The 16,043-nt window shown below is 72.0% G+C and carries 11 protein-coding genes; 10 read left to right on the top strand and 1 reads right to left on the bottom strand.

Translation table 11 applies throughout. The annotated features are described in order from the left end of the window. Nucleotides 1-56 precede the first annotated feature (56 nt). A complete protein-coding gene (locus NOSIN_RS16860; protein ID WP_077693623.1) occupies nt 57-1,661 on the top strand; it encodes a PucR family transcriptional regulator in 1,605 nt (534 codons plus the stop codon). Between the two features lie 198 nt (nt 1,662-1,859). Further along, a complete protein-coding gene (locus tag NOSIN_RS16855) occupies nt 1,860-2,348 on the top strand; it encodes an Lrp/AsnC family transcriptional regulator (RefSeq protein WP_077691672.1) in 489 nt (162 codons plus the stop codon). A 125-nt stretch (nt 2,349-2,473) separates the two neighbouring features. Here the strand turns inward: NOSIN_RS16855 and gabT are convergent, their stop codons facing one another. Then, a complete protein-coding gene (gene gabT / locus NOSIN_RS16850) occupies nt 2,474-3,811 on the bottom strand; it encodes a 4-aminobutyrate--2-oxoglutarate transaminase (protein WP_077691671.1) in 1,338 nt (445 codons plus the stop codon). Nucleotides 3,812-3,973: 162 nt separating this feature from the next. Here gabT and NOSIN_RS16845 point away from each other — a divergent pair, with 162 nt between their 5' ends. The 8 genes from NOSIN_RS16845 (at nt 3,974) to NOSIN_RS16810 (ending at nt 16,043) form a co-directional block, all read left to right on the top strand. Next, complete coding sequence (locus NOSIN_RS16845) at nt 3,974-5,419, top strand: PucR family transcriptional regulator (RefSeq protein ID WP_077691670.1); 1,446 nt, start codon at nt 3,974-3,976, stop codon at nt 5,417-5,419. 178 nt (nt 5,420-5,597) lie between these two features. Next, the gene (locus NOSIN_RS16840; protein ID WP_077691669.1) at nt 5,598-8,810 is read left to right on the top strand and encodes a DEAD/DEAH box helicase family protein; all 3,213 of its coding nucleotides are present in this window, start codon (nt 5,598-5,600) and stop codon (nt 8,808-8,810) included. A gap of 145 nt (nt 8,811-8,955) precedes the next feature. Then, nucleotides 8,956-9,846, top strand: coding sequence for an Fpg/Nei family DNA glycosylase (locus NOSIN_RS16835; RefSeq protein ID WP_077691668.1), 891 nt, complete (start codon nt 8,956-8,958; stop codon nt 9,844-9,846). A 104-nt stretch (nt 9,847-9,950) separates the two neighbouring features. Then, a complete protein-coding gene (locus tag NOSIN_RS16830; RefSeq protein WP_077691667.1) occupies nt 9,951-10,970 on the top strand; it encodes a LacI family DNA-binding transcriptional regulator in 1,020 nt (339 codons plus the stop codon). Nucleotides 10,971-11,295: 325 nt separating this feature from the next. After that, nucleotides 11,296-13,005 (top strand): ABC transporter substrate-binding protein, encoded by a 1,710-nt coding sequence (locus NOSIN_RS16825; protein WP_077691666.1) that lies wholly within the window; start codon nt 11,296-11,298, stop codon nt 13,003-13,005. A gap of 184 nt (nt 13,006-13,189) precedes the next feature. Beyond that, entirely contained in the window at nt 13,190-14,185 is a 996-nt protein-coding gene (locus tag NOSIN_RS16820) for an ABC transporter permease (protein ID WP_077691665.1), read from the top strand. After that, the gene (locus tag NOSIN_RS16815; protein ID WP_077691664.1) at nt 14,182-15,093 is read left to right on the top strand and encodes an ABC transporter permease; all 912 of its coding nucleotides are present in this window, start codon (nt 14,182-14,184) and stop codon (nt 15,091-15,093) included. The genes NOSIN_RS16820 and NOSIN_RS16815 overlap by 4 nt, the downstream gene beginning before the upstream one ends. After that, nucleotides 15,093-16,043, top strand: coding sequence for an ABC transporter ATP-binding protein (locus NOSIN_RS16810; RefSeq protein ID WP_077691663.1), 951 nt, complete (start codon nt 15,093-15,095; stop codon nt 16,041-16,043). The genes NOSIN_RS16815 and NOSIN_RS16810 overlap by 1 nt, the downstream gene beginning before the upstream one ends.

Genomic DNA, 16,043 nt, shown 5'->3' with positions numbered 1-16,043 from the left:
TGGACGAGTCAGGGATATGACACTGCGTTCGGCTTCGCGTCACTAGAATGGAAGCCGTGCTCCCCACCCTCGACGAGGTCCTCCAGCTGCCCGCCCTCCAACGTGCCCGCCCCCGGGTCGTGGCGGGCTCCGAACGCCTGGACGTGGCCGTGCGCTGGGTCCACATCGCCGAGGTCACCGACCTCGCCCACCTCCTCCGGGGCGGTGAGCTGGTGCTCAGCACCGGTATCGCCATGCCCGACGACCCCGACGCGCTGCGCCGCTACATCGACGACCTGGCCGCGGCCGGGGTCAGCGGTATCGCGGTCGAGCTCGGCCGCAAGTACCACGCGGAGCTCCCGCACGCCTTCCTCGACGCCGCCCGCGACGCGGGCGTGCCGGTCATCCTGCTCGACCGAGAGGCACGCTTCGTGGAGATCACCGAGGCCGTGCACATCCGCGTGGTCAACGAGCAGTTGGAGGAGCTGCGCGAGTCCGAGAAGCTGCACTCGGTGTTCACCCGGCTATCGGTGGAGGGCGCCGACGCCGGGCGCATCCTGCACGAGGTCGCCCAGCTCTCCGGCTGCCCGGTGGTCCTGGAGAACCTCACCCACCAGGTACTGGCCTGCGACCTCAACGGCGAGGACCCCGGCACCCTGCTCACCTCGTGGGAGAGCCGCTCGCGCGCGGCCCGCTCGGGCTCGCGCACCGTCCACACGCCCGCCACCGGATGGCTGGTCACCATGGTCGGGGCGCGCGGCCAGGACTGGGGACGGCTGATCCTCGTCGTCGGGGCCAACCCGACCCCCCGCCAGAGCATGCTCATCGAGCGCGCCGCCACCACCCTGGCCCTGGGCAGGCTGCTGGAGCGCCACCAGGAGAGCCTGGAGCGGCAGACGCACCGCACGATCATCGCGGGCATCGTCGACCGCGCCTACTCCGACCCGGAGGAGGCCCTGGTCCGGGCCCGCGCGGTGGGCGTGCCGCTCAAGGGCCGCGAACTCGTGGGGCTGGTGCTGCGCCTGCGTGAGGGCGGCACCGGCCTGGCCGCCCAGGCCCGCCTGTCCGACACGGCGGAGGGCGCCGCGCGCGCCTGCCGCGAGCTGCGCCTGCCCGCCCTGGTGGGCTCGCTCGACGACCTGCGGGTGGGCATCCTGCTGGCCCTGCCCGGGCGCCAGAGCCTGGACACGACCCTGCACATGCTCGCCGACCGTGTCCGGGGCACCGTGGGCGACGCCGCGGTCCTGGCCGTGGGCTCCTCCGTGGACGGCGTCCGCGAGGTGCGGCGCTCCTTCCTGGAGGCCCGCCAGGTCGGCGACGCGGCCATCCGGCAGAGCGACCGGCGCCCCTTCTACCGGCTGCCCGACCTGCACCTGCGCGGCCTGCTGCACCTGTTCCGCGACGACGAGCGGCTACAGACCTACGTCGAGAGGGAGCTGGGGCCGCTGCTGGACCACGACGCGCGGCACGGCGGCGACCTGACCGACATGCTCCGCCACTACCTGGGCGCGGGCCGCAACAAGGCGCTGGCGGCCGGACGCGCCCACCTCTCACGGCCGGCGTTCTACGACCGGCTGCGGCGGATCTCCCACGTGCTGGACGCGGACCTGGAGTCGGTGGAGACCTGCCTGTCCCTGCACGTGGCGCTGCTGTCGCTGGACTCGGTCCGCGAGGAGCGCTGAACCGGCGGACCCGGGCCGCCGGGGGCCGGCCGGACCGCCGCCGAGCAGGGCGGACCCCCGTTCCACATACGCCCCTCAACCCCGCCGCGCACATGCAGTACCTTGGAATCCGTTGTCCGATGCGCAAGAAACAATGAAATCCGCTGGTAGGCGCGTCGGTGGAAACTGGATTCCATGTACCGAAAGCGGAGGGACCCCGTGACCGAACAGCCGGACCCCAGCCCTGTGCGCAGGACCAACGGCGTGGTCCTCGACGACACCGCCAAGCGCATCATCGAGGTGTTGCAGGAGGACGGGCGACGGTCCTACGCGGCCATCGGCAAGGCCGTCGGCCTGTCGGAGGCGGCGGTGCGCCAGCGCGTGCAGCGGCTGCTGGAGGCCGAGGTGGTCCAGGTGGTGGGCGTCACCGACCCCATGATGCTGGGCTTCCACCGCCAGGCCATGATCGGCGTGCGCACCACCGGCGACCTCAACGCCGCCGCCGACGCCGTCTCGGACGTCGGGGGCGTGGAGTACGTGGTGATCACGGCGGGCTCGTTCGACCTGATGGTCGAGGTGGTCGCCGAGGACGACGCCAAGCTGCTGGACATCCTGGCGAACATCCGCGCCATCGACACCGTGTCCACCACCGAGACGTTCCTCTACCTCAAACTGCGCAAGCAGACCTACGCCTGGGGCACCCGCTAGGGCGGTGGCCACGAGGGTTCGCCGGCTCGCTCCCACCCCGGATGATCTTGCTCTTGGCGGCACTCCCGACCGCCGACAGTGTCACTGGGAGCAAGATCATCCGGGTGGGGCCCCGGCGCCGGTCCTCACAGCCGGGCGAAGGCCTCCTCCAGGAGGTCCAGCCCCTCGTGCAGCAGCTCGTCGCCGATCACCAGCGGCGGCAGCATGCGGATCACGTTGCCGTAGGTGCCCGCGCTCAGCAGTACCAGGCCCCGGGAGTGGCAGTAGGACAGCACCTTGGCCAGCGCCTCGGGGTCGGGCGTCCTCTCCCCGTCCCCGACCAGCTCGATCGCGACCATCGCGCCGCGTCCGCGCACGTCGCCGATGACCTCGTACTTGGCGGCCATCTCGCGCAGGCGCCCCAGCATCAGGTCGCCGATCTCGCGGGCCCGCTCCACCAGGCCGTCGGACTCGATGGCCTCCAGCGTGGCCAGCGCGGCGGCGCACGCCGCCGGGTTGCCGCCGTAGGTGCCGCCCAGGCCGCCGCCGTGCACGGCGTCCATCAGCTCGGCGCGACCGGTCACGGCGGCCAGCGGCAGGCCGCCCGCGATGCCCTTGGCGGTCGTGATCAGGTCCGGGACCACGCCCTCGTGCTCGGAGGCGAACATGTGGCCGGTACGGGCGAAGCCGGTCTGCACCTCGTCGGCGACGAACACGATGCCGTTGGCGCGGCAGAACTCCGCCACGGCGGGCAGGAAGCCCGGCGCGGGCTCGATGAAGCCGCCCTCGCCCTGGATCGGCTCGATCACCACGGCCGCCACGTTCCGGGCGCCGATCTGCTTGGTGATCTGGTCGGCGACCATGGCCGCGGCCTCGGGGCCGCAGTTCTCCGGGCCGGTCGGCCAGCGGTACGGGTAGGCCATCGGCATCCGGTGGATCTCACCGGCGAACGGCCCGAAGCCCTGCTTGTAGGGCATGTTCTTCGCGGTCAGACCCATGGTGAGGTTGGTGCGGCCGTGGTAGGCGTGGTCGAACACCACCACCGCCTGGCGGCCGGTCGCGCTGCGGGCGATCTTCACCGCGTTCTCGACCGCCTCGGCGCCCGAGTTGAGCAGGATCGACCGCTTCTCGTGGTCGCCCGGCGTGATGCGGTTCAGCGCCTCGCACACGTCCACGTACGCCTCGTACGGGTTCACCATGAAGCAGGTGTGCGTGAACCGGCCGAGCTGCTCGGCGGCGCGCTCCGCCACACGCGGGTCGGCGTTGCCGACGTTGGTCACGGCGATGCCGGAGCCGAAGTCGATCAGGGCGTTGCCGTCGACGTCCTCGACGATGCCGCCGCCCGCGCGCTCGACGTAGACGGGCAGGACGCTGCCGACGCCCTGGGCGACGGCCGAACGGCGGCGCTCCTGGATCGCGCGGGACTTGGGGCCGGGGATCTCGGTGACGATCCGGCGGGACTGGGCGACCTCGGTCGCTGCCATGCGGCTGCCTCCTTCTGCGGTGGACGGGGAACGGGAAGGCGGGGGTGGGCTCCCCGACCCGCATGACACTAGGGCGCTCCGCACCCCTCACCCATGGACACAGTGGATAATCGAAGCAGAACCTTGTGCCAACACGTCAGGGTTCGAAGGAGGAGGGAAGCGATGCCACCGACCCTGGGCGCCCTGGTGCGGGCACAGCGCCTGCGGCTGAACCCGCTCACGGGGCAGGAGGGCCTGGACCGGCAGGTGGAGTGGGTCGCGGTCAGCGAGCTGGAGGACCCCACCCCCTACCTGGCGGGCGGCGAACTCCTCCTCACCACCGGCGTGCGCTGGGCGACCGGCGTGCCCGACCTGCGCGACTACACCCGCCGCCTGGCCGAGCGCCGGATCGCCGGCCTGGGCTTCGCCGTCGGCGTGGTCCTGGACGAGACCCCCGCCGAGCTCCGCGGGGCCGCCGCCGAGTTCGGCCTCACCCTGCTGGAGGTCCCCCGGGAGACCCCCTTCATCGCGATCGGCAAGGAGGTCTCCCGGCTCCTGGCCAAGGAGGAGTACGAGGGCCTGAGCAGGGCCTTCGCCGCGCAGCGCGACCTCACCCGCGCCGCGCTCACCGGAGCCCCGGCGATCGTGGACCGGCTGGCCCGCGACCTCGGCGCCTGGGTGCTGCTGCTCTCCGCCGACGGCACGGCCCGGCACGCCTCTCCCGACGGAGCCGCCGCACGCGCCGCCGGGCTGGCCGACGAACTCGACCGGCTGCGCGAGGCGGGCACGCGTGCGAGCGTCTCCCTGACCTCCGGGGGCGAGCACGTCTCCGTGCAGCCCCTGTCCATCGGCCGGCGGGTCCGCGGGTTCCTCGCCGTGGGTACCGGAGGGCGGCTCGGCTCGGACGAGCGCACCCTGGTCAACGCCGCGGTCTCCCTGCTCTCCCTCGAACTGGAGCGCACCGCCCACGACGGCACGGCCCGGGTGCGGGAGGGGCTGCTCGCGGCGCTGCTCACCGGGGCCCTGGACCTCCTCCACCCGGGGGCGGAGCGGCTGCGGGAGGTCCTTCCCGCCGAACCCGTCGTGGTGGCGGCGGCGGAGGGGACCGGGCCCGCCCAGCCGCCGGAGGGCGTCCTGGTCACCGAGCACGGCGGGCGCGCGCTGCTGCTGGCCCCCGCGGGCACGGACGCGGGCGTGATCGGCGAGGTGCTGGAGGGGCCGGTCGGCGTGAGCGACCCCTCCCCCTACGCGGAGCTGTCCGCGGCGCTGTCCCAGGCCGGGCGCGCGCTGGAGGCCGCGCGCGATGCGGGGGAGGACCTGGTCCGGGTCGGCGACCTGCCCGGTGGGCTGCTCGGCCTGGCGGACACCCCCGCCGGGGCCCGCATGGCCGGGGACCTGCTCGCTCCGCTCATGCGGCAGCGGACCTCCGCCGAGCTGCTCGCCTCGCTGCACGCCTACCTCGCGGCCTCGGGCCGGTGGGACGCCGCGGCGGAGTCGCTAGGCGTCCACAGGCACACACTCCGCTACCGCATGCGGCGCATCCGCGACCTGCTCCCCGGGGACCTCGACGACCCCGACTACCGGGCCGAGCTCTGGATCGCCCTGCGCGTCCACGGGGCCACCACCTGAGGCCCCGGTGGCCTCCGGCGGGCCCCGGACACGCGTCCACGGGACCCGGTCCGTCACCCAGGGTGAAATCCGCGACGGTTTCCGGTGTTCCACGGATCCGGGGCGGGCCCATCCGCCACAATGAGCGTTGCTGGCGGGGAGTAACCGCCTGATCACGGCGTCAGGTCCGGGGGGACACGTGAGGTCACTACGCGACGACGAACACGACATCGGCTACGGCTGCGTCCCGGGGGCGGAGCAGGGGATTCCCGGTGCCCTCCCCGCCGCACCCGGGCAGGTCAGCCGGTCGGGGGTCGGTACCGCCTCACTGCGCTGGAAGCCGCCGATCGACCGCGACGAGGTCCGGTCCCTCCTGGCCTACCTGCGCGCCTGCCTGCACCGCGAGGCCGTGCACACCCACTCCGTCCGCGCCGACGAACTCGGTTCCGACGCCTGTGCCTGCCTGCCCGCAGGACCCGAGGTCCTGTTCAGCGGGGCCCGGGAGACCCTCGTGCTGTCCCCGGAGGCCGCCCGGGTCATGCGCCTGGCACGGAGCCGGGGCCAGGCGCCGCGCTACGGCTACCCGCTCGTGTTCCTGGGCGAGGGCGCCGACCGCCTCGCCCTGCCCCTGCTCGTCGTCGACGTGCGGGCGGTGGACGACGCCGGTGACCTTCGCGCCGCCCCCGAGGGCACACTGGTCCGCGCGGTCGGCCCGCCCGACGTCAACCCCGCCCTCCTGGCGCGGCTCGGCGTCACCGACCCCGAGGACCTGTTCGAGCTGCGCACGCGGTTGCGCTCCGGGGCGCCAGACCCCCTGCGCCGACCCGCCGCCGTCGCCGACCTCGCCGTCAGGGTCCGCGCCCTGCTCGCCCGGCTGGAGGTCGAGAGGGTGGACGACATCGCCCCCCTCGGCACCCGGAGCACCCCGCGCACCGACATCGACGGCGCCCACAACGTCGCCGTGTTCTTCCGCGCGGGCCCCGACGGTCGGCGCGGGGCCGACAGGTACGGCCCGGACGGCCGGCACGGGGCCGGCGAACACGGCACCGGCGACGCCGGGCCCGGCCCCGACGGGTACGAGTACGGCCCCGGCGACGTCGAGAGCGTCCTCGCCGACCTGGACCCCTCCGAGCGGGACGGCCTCAACCCCGACGACGTCGGCGGGACGGCGCTGGAGCCCCTTCTCGGGCGGACCACGGCGGCCCGGCGGGCCGAGACCGCCGCACCGCCCCACCCCGGACGGCTCTTCGCCGGCCGGGGGAGCTCCCGGCGCGCCGCCCGCGCCGTTCCCCCGTCCACCGGTACCGACGGCTCCACGGTCCCGATCCGCGCGACCCCCCTCGACCAGTCCCAGTACGCCGTCCTGAGCGCCGCCATGCGCGACCAGCTCACCGTGGCCGCAGCTCCTCCCGGCAGCGGCGCACACGACCTGGTCGACGCCATCGTCCGCACCGCCGTCGGCAACGGCCAGCGCGTCCTGGTCTGCGGGCGCACCGCCACCGACATCGCCGAGACCGGCGTCCGCGCCGACGCCTCACCCGCCTACCCCCTCGTACGTGTCGGCGGGAGCGAGCACCGCTCCGCCGAGGTCCTGCTGCTCACCCGGCTCCTCACCGAGCACGCCGGGAACATGTCCACCGCCTGCGCCGACTCCGGTGGGCGGGACTTCGGCGGGGAGGACCCCCTCACCCACTGGACGGACCTGGCCGAGGACTGGGCGCGGGTCCGTGAGGCGTGGCGGACGATGGACACCATGGCCTCCGGCGGGCACGCGCTCGCCCACCTGGCGAAGGAGCGCGCCCGCGTCATCGCCCAGGGCTGGGACCCCGACTCCCTCTTCACCCCCGAGCGGGGCGGCCCCGAGTACTGGCTGCAGAGGGCCGAGCGCGCCAGGGCGGGCGCTCTGACGGGGCTGCGCCACCGTGGCGCCGTCCGCCGTGAGCTGGGCGTGGGCACCGACCCCGACAGTCTCGCCCGGCTTTGCGCGGTCGCCCGCATGGAGAGCGAGTGGCGGTCGGCGGTGGACCGGCGCACCCGCTGTGCTCCGCTGGGAGAGCTGACCGCCGAGCTGGCCGACGCCCTGGACCGGCACCGCAGGTCCAGCGCCGCCTGCCTGCGCTCGGTCGCCGAACCCCGGCTGCGCCGGGGCCGCGCCGCGATCGAGAACCGGCTGGAGACCCTCAACTGGCACCACGGCAACGGCTGGCTCGGACTGGACGACCTGCTCGACGCCCTGCCCGCGTGGATGTGCCGCACCGACCAGGTCAGGGCTCTGCCGCCGCATGCGGGCCTGTTCGACCTGGTCGTCGTGGTCGGCGCGGAGCGCACCCGGGTGGCCGAGCTGCTGCCCGCGCTCTACCGGGCCAACCGCGCCGTGGTCTTCGGCGACCCGGCGCACCCGGGGCCGACGAGCGCGCTGGAACCGGACGAGGAGCGCCGTGTGCTGGCCACCGCGGGACTGTCCGCGGACCAGTTGGACGACCGGGGCCTGCGCCACGGCACGGGTTCGGCGATGCGCGCCCTGTACCGGGCCGCGCCGCCCCCGATATGGCTGGACGAGCACGACGGGGCGCCGCCCCGGCTCGCGGAGGCCGCCTCACGGCACTGCTACGGGGGCAGGCTCGCGGTGCGCACCACCCCCGACCCCGCCGGAGGGCCGGCGTTCGAGTGGCGCGACGCCGCCGGCGTCTGCGAGGCGGCTCCCGGCGCGTCCTACGTCAACCGGGACGAGGCCTACCGGGTGGCGGTGGTGGTGGACGAGATCGACGAGCACCTGCCGTACGGCAGGGTGGTCGCGGTCGTCGCGCCGACCCAGCCCCAGGTCGCCCTGATCCGCCGCCTGCTGCGCAAACGCGTCCTGCGGCACGAGGTGCGGGTCGGCGGTCCCGACCTCCTGGCGTGCGACCGCGACGCGGTCGACGTCACCGTGCTCTCGCCGATGCTCACCCTCGGCGCGCCCACCATCGCCGAGCGCCGGATCCGCCGGATGGGGCACCTGTGGTCGTCGGTGCTGACCCGCACCCGCCAGCGGCTGGTGGTGGTGGGCGACCGCGGGTACTGGTCGGGCGACGACGGGCCGTTGGGCGGCTTGGACGCGGTGGCCTCGGGCGCCTGCGCGGTACGGGCCGACCCGGCCGCCTCCGCGCTGGTGGCGGAGCTGCGCCGGGTGGGCACGGAGGTGACCCTCCAGCAGACGGTCGAGGGCTGGACCGCCGACATGGTGGTCCGGTTCGGCTCCCGCCGTCTGCTGCTCCTGCTCGACCACGAGCCCGACGGCCGGTCCCTGCGCCACCTGCTCGCCCGGGGCGAGTCGCTCAACCGCGTCACCGGGGACCCCGTGGTGCTGGTGCCCGCCTGGCGCTGCCTGGCCGATCCGCGCACCCTCGTGGAGGAGATCCTCACCGCCCACTGACGCACCGGCCGAAGGGCCCCGCGGGCCGGCCGGAGCGGTCCCACGCACCGGCCGGCCGGTACGCGCGGGAGCACTACCCTGGACCGGGACGTCCGGAACGCGGTGGTCCGTCCGCCGCCCCGGGCCGACGGGAGAGGGGAACACGGTGCCTGAGGGCCACACGCTGCACCGGCTGGCGGCGCACTTCGACAAGACCTTCGGCGGCGGCACGGTGCACGCGAGCAGCCCGCAGGGCCGCTTCGCCGACGGCGCCGCCCGCGTGGACGGCCGGGTCCTCGCCGAGAGCGAGGCACACGGCAAGCACCTCTTCCTCGGATTCGACTCGGGGGAGTGGCTGCGGGTCCACCTGGGCCTGTACGGTGCCTGGACCTTCGGCGACACCGACGGCGAACGCCACCTGGGAGCGCCGCGCGCCGGGGCCGGAACCCGCCTGGAACTGGTCCGCGACGAGGAGGGCTTCGTCCTGCCGCCGGCGCCGGTCGGCGCGGTACGCGCACGGCTGGTCAACTCCTCCGGCTGGGCCGACCTGCGCGGGCCCTCGGCCTGCGAGGTCCTCACCGAGGATGAGAAGCAGGCCGTCCAGGACCGGCTGGGCCCCGACCCCCTGCGCGACGACGCCGACCCCGAACGGGCCTGGCGCGTGGTCGGCCGCTCCCGGACCAGCGTCGCCGCACTGCTCATGCGCCAGGACGTCGTGGCGGGGATCGGCAACATCTACCGGGCCGAGTCGCTGTTCCGTGCGGGCCTGGACCCCCTTACCCCGGGCCGCGAGCTCACGCACGGCCAGTGGACCCGGCTGTGGGAGGACCTCGCCGGACTGCTCCGCGACGGCGTGCGCGACGGCCGTATCGTCACCACCCTGCCCGAACACCGCCCCGATCCGGACGTGTACCCCGTCCCCCGGTCGGACAGTTTCTACGTCTGCTACCGCACGGGCGACCCCTGTCGCGTGTGCTCCTCCCCGGTCGCCTCCTCCACTCTGGCCGGGCGCACCCTCTACTGGTGCCCGGGATGCCAGGGAGGCTCGCGGGGCTGACGGAATCTTTGTTCGCATGGGTTTCGAGTCCATGCAGTACAATCCCTAGCCGTCTGCTTAACCGGTTCAGTTTTCTGTGATCAGGGGGACGAATGGGGGGACTGATGCGGCGTCCGACCATCATGGACATCGCCAAGGCCGCCGGGGTGTCCAAAGGTGCCGTGTCGTATGCCCTCAACGGGCGCCCGGGGGTCTCGGAGCAGACCCGTGGGCGCATCCTGGCGATCGCCCATGACCTGGGCTGGGCGCCCAGCAGCCCGGCGCGGGCGCTCTCGCCCGGCGGCCGGGTCGGAGCGATCGGCCTGGTGGTGGACCGCCCCGCCCACTCGCTCGGCCTGGAGCCCTTCTTCATGCAGCTGGTCTCGGGTATCGAGACGGAGCTGGCCTCCTCGGGGGTGGACCTCCTGCTACAGGTCACCGAGGACATGGGCGCCGAGATCGCGGCCTACCGGCGCTGGTCGGCCGAGCGCCGCGTCGACGGCGTGGTCATGGTGGACCTGCGCGTGGACGATCCCCGTGTCCGCGTGGTGGAGGAGCTCCCCCTGCCGGCCGTGCTCCTGGGCGGCCCCGAGGGGGCGGATCCCCTGCCCTGCCTGTACACCGACGACGCCGGTGCCATGCGCGAGGTCGTCCACTACCTGGCCGCTCTCGGCCACCGGCGCATCGTCCACGTGGCGGGCCCGGAGGAGTTCGTGCACACCCGGGCGCGGGTGGGCGCCTTCCTGGACGCGGCGGAGCAGGCCGGCCTGGGTGAGGCCCGCTCGGTCTACGCCGACTACACGGGTGAGGCGGGCACGAAGACCACGCGCAGGCTGCTGGCCACCCAGGACCGGCCTACCGCGCTGGTCTACGACAACGACCTGATGGCCGTGGCCGGGTTGGGCGTGGCCCACGAGATGGGCGTCGACGTGCCCTCCCAGCTGTCCATCGTGGCCTGGGACGACTCGGTGCTGTGCCGGCTGGTCCGCCCGTCGCTGACCGCGATCGCCCGCGACGTCGTCTCCTACGGCCGCATGGCCGCGCTGATGCTGGGCGCGACGATCAAGGGCGGGCCGGTGGAGAAGCGGGAGGTCTCCCGGGGCGAGCTGTACCCGCGGGCGAGCACCGGACCCCTGGGCGCGTGACCTGAGGGGCCCGTCCCGCCCCCCGTGCTCCCCCTGGGCGTCCGAACGCCGACTGCCCGCCGTCCCCGCCAGGCGGGGGCGTGAGCGTGCGTGCGGAACCGGTTCAGCGGGGGCGAACTTACTGACATACCCGCATCTGTGCTGTTACAAGCGAGTAACAGCGAAGTGTCGGGCATTGACGGGCTTCCGTCGGACGTGTTGTTGTTAACGTCACTTACCCGGTTCAGCAACGACCCTGCGCGCCCCCTACTGGGAGCGCTCCCACCTCTCCGCGTCATGGAGGGGACTCCCCCCACGGGTCGGCCGGGTGGAAGGAGGAGTCGAGATGAAGTCTCTGCGGCTTCCGGCGGCACTCGCGGCACTGGCCATCGCGGCCACTGCATGCTCGGGTGGCGGCGGGGAAGAAGGCGGCGGTACGGGGCAGTACCCCCGGGCCGAGACCCTGTACACCACGGGTACGGCGTGGTCGGCGCCGACCAGTTGGAACCCCATGATGAGGGGAGGTTACGCGGTCGGCACGATCGGCCTGGTCTACGAGTCGCTCTTCCACTACGACCCGGTGACCGGCGAGTACGTGCACTGGCTCGCCGAGAGCGACGAGTGGGTCTCGGACACCGTGCACGAGATCACCCTGCGTGAGGGCATCACGTGGACCGACGGAGAGCCCCTGGTCGCCGACGACGTCGTGACCACGCTGGAGCTCGGCAAGATCGACGGAGTCTCCTACAGCAACGTCTGGAACTACGTCGAGAGCGTCGAGGCCACCGACGAGCGCACGGTCACCGTCACCTTCTCGGAGAGCCGTCCGCAGGAGTGGATGAACTGGGCCTACTCCAACCCCATCCTCCCCGCACACATCTGGGGCGACATGGAGGAGACCGCGGTCACCGACAGCGCCAACGAGAACCCGGTCGGCACCGGCCCCTACGTCTACGAGTCGCACGCGGACGACCGCATGATCTGGGAGCGCAACGACGACTGGTGGGGCGTCGAAGCCCTCGACATGGACATGGACGCGCGCTACATCGTCGACATCGTCAACGCCTCCAACGAGGTGACGATGGGCATGCTGAACCAGAACGAGGTCGACCTCTCGAACAACTTCCTTCCGGGAATCGACCAGGTCCTCAACAGCAACGAGAACGTCACCAGCTTCTACGACGGTCCCCCGTACATGAAGAGCGCCAACACGGCGTGGCTGGTGCCGAACACCACCCGCGCCCCGCTCGACGACGTGGAGTTCCGCCAGGCCCTGGCCCACGCCATCAACATCACCGAGATCGTCGAGGGCCCCTACGCCAACCTCGTCGAGCCGGCCAACCCCACCGGCCTGCTGCCCGAGTGGGACGCCTACATCGACCAGGAACTGGTCGCCGAGGAGGGCTTCAGGTACGACGCGGACGAGGCGGTGGGCCTCCTGGAGGAGGCCGGCTACCTCGACGAGGACGGCGACGGCTTCGTCGAGACGCCCGACGGCGAGCCCATCGAGCTGACCCTGGAGGTTCCCTCCGGCTGGACCGACTGGATGGAGGCGGCCCGCCTGATCGCGGAGCACGCACAGGAGGTCGGCATCAACATCACGGCCGAGTTCCCGGACGAGGCCCTGCTCAGGGACCACCGCAACTCGGGTGAGTTCGACCTGGTCATCAACAACGAGCGGCAGCTGAGCAACACGCCGTGGACCTACTACGACTACCTCTTCCAGATGCCCGTCCAGGAGCAGCAGACCACGGTGAACTTCCACCGCTACGAGAGCGAGGAGGCGTGGGACCTCACCGAGCAGCTCGCGGCGGTGCCCGTGGACGACGTCGAGGCCGCGGCCGAGATCACCTCGAAGCTGCAGGAGATCCAGCTGGCCGAGCTCCCGGCCATCCCGCTCTGGTACAACGGCCTCTGGGCGCAGTCCACCAACACGAACTGGACCAACTGGCCCAGTGAGCACGAGGACACGCCCAACAGCGCGCCCACCCTCTGGAACGGGTGGATGGAGCAGGGCGGCATCACCACTCTCGCGGAGATCGAACCGGTCGAGTAGGGGCGGGGGAGACACTCCCCCTCCATCCCGCTGACCACTCCCCACCCCCGGCCGGGGCACGGCGCGAGAGATGCCCTGCCGGGGGAGCCCCGGGCGACGGGCACGGTACGGGTCTTCCACAGGGCCCGCACCGTGCCCCCGCCGGGGCCGCTCGACTGTCCGCCGCCATCACCTGGAGGAACGTGTGTGGCGCTACATCGGTCGTAAGCTCTTCGTCTACCTGCTTACGTTCATCGTCGCGGTCACCATCAACTGGATGATTCCGCGCTTCATGCCGGGCGATCCCGTCCAGAGCATGCTTTCCCGCGCTCAGGTCAGTGACCCCGAAGCCCTGGAGGCCATGACCAGCTACTACGAGAACCTGTTCGGCCTCAACGCTCCCCTGTACGAGCAGTACCTGAACTTCTGGGCGGGTCTGCTCCGGGGCGACCTGGGCATCAGCGTGATGCGCTATCCCGAGCCGGTCACCGACATCATCCTGGGGGCGGTGCCCTACACCCTGGCCCTGCTGCTCCCCGCGATCCTGCTCAGCTGGGTCGTCGGCAACCGCTTCGGCGCCTTCGCCGCCCGGAGCAAGATCCTGGACAACACGGTCCTGCCGGTCGGGTACATCCTCACCGCCACGCCGTACATGTGGCTGGCCCTGCTGCTGGCCTGGAGCCTGGGCATCGTCGCCGGGATCTTCCCGGCCTCCGGCGGCTACAGCTTCTCCCTGCGCCCCGAGTTCAGCTGGCTGTTCATCTCCGACCTGATCTCCCACTGGTTCCTGCCGTTCCTGTCCATGTTCCTGGTGGCGCTCGGCGGCTGGGCGATCGGTATGCGCAACATGATCATCTACGAGCTGGAGGCGGACTACGCCAACTACCTCCAGGCCCTCGGCGCCCCGCGCAAGCTGATCCGCCGCTACGCGTTCCGCAACGCGATGCTGCCGCAGATCACCGGTCTGGCGGTCCAGCTGGGCACGATCATCGCGGGCTCCCTGCTCACCGAGATCGTGTTCAACTACCCCGGCCTCGGCAGCCTCATCCTGGACTCCCTGAACAACCGGGACTTCTTCCTGCTCCAGGGGGTCTTCCTGTTCGTGGTCGTCGGGGTGCTGATCGCCAACTTCATCATCGACATCGTCTACGTACTGATCGACCCGCGCACCCGGGTCCAGATGACGGGAGGCTCCTCATGACGAGCGTCGCTGGAGCACCGGGAACCGCGGACTCCGCCGGTTCCCCGGAACCGGTCGGTGAGCGCAGGTTCTCCGAGACCCTGCACTTCGCCCGGCGCAACCCCAAGCTGCTCATCGGCCTGGGCATCGTCCTCACGTTCCTGCTGCTCGGGATCATCGGCCCGCTCTTCATCGGCCACGACCCCAACGAGTACGTCGGCCCGCAGACCCAGCCGCCCAGCGGTGAGTACTGGTTCGGCACCACCACGTTCGGCCAGGACATCTGGGCCCAGTTCGTGTACGGGCTGCGCTCCACGTTCCTCATCGGCGTGTTCGGCGGCGGCGTCGCCTTCGTCATCGGCACGGCGGTCGGATTCGTCGCCGGGTACAAGGGCGGGATCATCGACGAGATCCTCAACATGATCACGAACGTGGTCCTGGTCCTTCCCGCCATGGTCGTCCTCATCGTCGCGATCGCCTACCTGGAGGCGCGCGGCCTGTTCGTGCAGGGACTGTTCATCGGTCTGACCTCCTGGCCGTGGGCGGCTCGCGCGGTCCGCTCCCAGGCGCTGTCGCTGGCCACCCGCGACTACGTGGACCTGGCCCGGCTCAGCGGTCGGCGCACGTGGAAGATCATCACCACCGAGATCGCTCCCAACATGAGCTCCTACCTGGTGATGTCCTTCATCCTGCTCTTCGGCGGAGCCATCCTGATCGCCGCCGGCCTGGACTTCATCGGCCTCGGCCCGGCGGGCGGCGTGTCCCTCGGACTGATGTTGCAGAGCGCCAGCCAGTGGAGCGCCCTGCAACTCAGCATGTGGTGGTGGTTCATCCCACCGGGGCTCGGCATCACGGCGATCGTGGGCTCGCTGTACATCCTCAACGTCGGGCTGGACGAAGTGTTCAACCCCAAGCTGCGGGAGCTGTAATGACCCTGCGCGTCAACGACCTGAAGGTCTACTACCAGACCCTGCGCGGGGACGTCCGCGCCCTCGACGGCGTCACGTTCGACCTCGCGGACGGGGAGATCATGGGCCTGGCCGGCGAGTCCGGCTGCGGCAAGACCACCCTGGGCAAGAGCATGATCCGCCTGGACTCGCGGATGCGCCACGTCGGCGGCACCATCGAGTTGAACGGCAAGGACGTGCCCATCGCGGACGACGACGCGATGGTCCCCCTCCGGTACCGCGAGATCTCGCTCATCCCGCAGTACGCGATGAGCGCGCTCAACCCCACCCGCAAGATCGGGCGGATGGTCAACGAGCTGCTGCGCGCACGCGGTGTCCGGCCCGCCGACATCGCCGACGAGCTCAACCGCCGGCTGGAACTGGTCGGCCTGGACACGGACGTGCTCAACCGGTTCCCGATCGAGCTGTCCGGCGGCATGAAGCAGCGCGTCGTCATGGTGATCTCCACCCTGCTCGACCCGTCGCTGCTGATCGCGGACGAGGTCACCTCGGCCCTGGACGTGTCCACGCAGCGGGCCGTCGCAGAGTCGATGGTGGAGTTCCGCGACCGCGGATACGTCAAGAGCATGATCTTCGTGACCCACGACATCTCGCTCGTGTACCAGATGGCGGACACGATCATGGTGATGTACGCGGGCCACATCGTGGAGAAGGCGCCCGCCGCGACCATCATCAACGAGCCCAAGCACCCCTACACCCAGATGCTCATCGGAGCTCTGCCCGAGGTCGGCTCCACCATGGTGCAGGGCCGCCTGGAGGGCATCCCCGGCACCCCGCCGGGCCTGCTCAATCCGCCCACCGGCTGCCGGTTCAAGGACCGCTGCCCGATGGCGTTCTCCAAGTGCTCCGAACAGCCGCCGCTGGTGGAGATCGAACCCGGCCACTGGGCCGCCTGCTGGAAGACGGGGTGA

Source organism: Nocardiopsis sinuspersici, assembly GCF_001998325.1.
Classification (GTDB): Bacteria; Actinomycetota; Actinomycetes; order Streptosporangiales; family Streptosporangiaceae; genus Nocardiopsis; species Nocardiopsis sinuspersici.
The sequence above is the reverse complement of the archived record's forward strand: the minus strand, read 5'-3'. Positions and strand labels throughout refer to the sequence as shown.

Coding starts and splice junctions, on each gene's coding strand:
- gabT (WP_077691671.1), bottom strand. CDS start 3,811: ATGGCAGCGACCGAGGTCGCCCAGTCCCGCCGGATCGTCACCGAGATC.
- NOSIN_RS16845 (WP_077691670.1), top strand. CDS start 3,974: ATGCCACCGACCCTGGGCGCCCTGGTGCGGGCACAGCGCCTGCGGCTG.
- NOSIN_RS16830 (WP_077691667.1), top strand. CDS start 9,951: ATGCGGCGTCCGACCATCATGGACATCGCCAAGGCCGCCGGGGTGTCC.
- NOSIN_RS16825 (WP_077691666.1), top strand. CDS start 11,296: ATGAAGTCTCTGCGGCTTCCGGCGGCACTCGCGGCACTGGCCATCGCG.
- NOSIN_RS16815 (WP_077691664.1), top strand. CDS start 14,182: ATGACGAGCGTCGCTGGAGCACCGGGAACCGCGGACTCCGCCGGTTCC.
- NOSIN_RS16810 (WP_077691663.1), top strand. CDS start 15,093: ATGACCCTGCGCGTCAACGACCTGAAGGTCTACTACCAGACCCTGCGC.